This window comes from Pseudomonas sp. A39, assembly GCF_058145955.1.
Map to the genome: position 1 here is coordinate 1 of NZ_JBYVMD010000105.1, position 1705 is coordinate 1705.

The window sequence follows — 1705 nt, forward strand, 5'->3', positions numbered from 1 at the left end:
GCGTCCCCTAGGGGACTCGAACCCCTGTTACCGCCGTGAAAGGGCGGTGTCCTAGGCCACTAGACGAAGGGGACACACAACTGAAACACATGGTGTGTATTTCAGTGTCCAGAGATTAAATCCGAAGATTATGCCCTGGTTTCACTCAGTACCACCCGAAGGCAATACCGCTTAAATTTGGAGCGGGAAACGAGACTCGAACTCGCGACCCCGACCTTGGCAAGGTCGTGCTCTACCAACTGAGCTATTCCCGCAAATGGCGTCCCCTAGGGGACTCGAACCCCTGTTACCGCCGTGAAAGGGCGGTGTCCTAGGCCACTAGACGAAGGGGACACACGTACAACATTCACTCCCTACCGCGTTTCGCTGTGTGCTTTACGCTGTAAGTGGCGCGCATTCTATGGATGGATTGAAAGGTCGTCAACCCCCAAGGATAAATTTATTTAAATCAATGACTTCGCCCTGCTTTCCGGGCTTATGGGAGGATTGTGCCCGCCCAGGCTTTGGCGCCTATATTCTGGCGTCCGACAAGGCGCTATAGTTCGCTCCGACAAATGATGGCAATGTGCATCCATGTAACGGACGCCTATCTATAGAGAAGCAAACTACCTGGGCAACTGGTCGATCAGCCCTATCCGCCGGATGGCCCAGTCACTACACTCCACTGTAAACCCTATAAAGAGGTCACACCGGTGACACCACTCATGATCACCCTGCTGGTAATAGCCGGGATCGTAATACTGATCGCCATTGGCTATATGAACCACGTGGTGGAAAACAACAAGCTGGAAAAGAAGCGCACCGAGATCGAGCTTAACGATCGCCTGCGCCGTTGCGGTGAAATCACCGAGACCTTCCCCGGCCAGTTGATGTCCCCGGCGCTCAAGTTGTTGCTTACCCGACTGGAACTCAACGTCAACCAGCGCCTGTTGAACCTCAACAAGACCAGCGCTCCCATCAAGGCCCGCATCGCCGAACTCAATACGCTGGTGGCTCAGGGCGAATCGATCCCGGTGAACAACCCTCCCGCGCCGATCCAGACCGAAGCCAAGGCCAAGGACGTGCGCTTCCTGCTCGAAGCCCTGCATGGCCAGGTCACCCGCGCCGCACAAGACGGTTTCCTGCCGGCCAACGAAGCCAAGCACTGGATCAAGGAAATCCGCCATATCCTGGTGTTGCTGCATATCGAGTTCTTCAACAACCTCGGCCAACACGCCCTGCAACAAGGCCAGCCAGGCCAGGCGCGCCTGGCCTTCGAACGTGGCGTGCAGTACCTGCGTAAACAGCCTGAACCGGTCATCTACAGCGCACAGCTGCAACAGCTGGAAGGCCAACTGGCCCGCGCCAACTCCACGGTGCTGACCAACAGCAAGCCGGCCGAAGACGAAGTCAACGAACTGACCGAAGGCCTCAAAGTGGTCGACGCCGACGCCGAGTGGAAGAAGAAAGTCATCTACGACTGATGCCCCTCTCCTTATACATAGGTATCTACACAACGCTGTAGCAACCAGCCTAACCACGATGCGAAGCGAGCCGCTCTTGATCTTGATCTTGATCTTGATCTTGATCTCGCTTTTGATCTCAGGCGCCCCGTCAAACACGCTGGCCGGAATTCGACAGGGATTTGAGGGGTAAACCGGCAGGGATGCCGGTTTAGCCGCCCCGCGCCATGGATGGCGCGTGGCGGCGGCCCCCCAAATACCTG

At 56.5% G+C, this 1705-nt stretch carries 1 protein-coding gene and 3 tRNA genes; 1 reads left to right on the forward strand and 3 read right to left on the reverse strand.

Annotated elements, in window-relative coordinates; genetic code table 11:
* Position 1 precedes the first annotated feature (1 nt).
* From AC3ZU9_RS31330 to AC3ZU9_RS31340, 3 genes are all read right to left on the reverse strand, one after another.
* A tRNA-Glu gene (locus AC3ZU9_RS31330) sits at positions 2–74 on the reverse strand.
* 104 nt (positions 75–178) lie between these two features.
* Positions 179–254: transfer RNA gene (locus AC3ZU9_RS31335), tRNA-Gly, on the reverse strand.
* Between the two features lie 3 nt (positions 255–257).
* A tRNA-Glu gene (locus AC3ZU9_RS31340) sits at positions 258–333 on the reverse strand.
* Positions 334–692: 359 nt separating this feature from the next.
* On the opposite strand from AC3ZU9_RS31340, the gene AC3ZU9_RS31345 reads away from it, so the two are divergent.
* Entirely contained in the window at positions 693–1463 is a 771-nt protein-coding gene (locus tag AC3ZU9_RS31345; RefSeq protein ID WP_012723124.1) for a hypothetical protein, read from the forward strand.
* Positions 1464–1705: the final 242 nt, after the last annotated feature.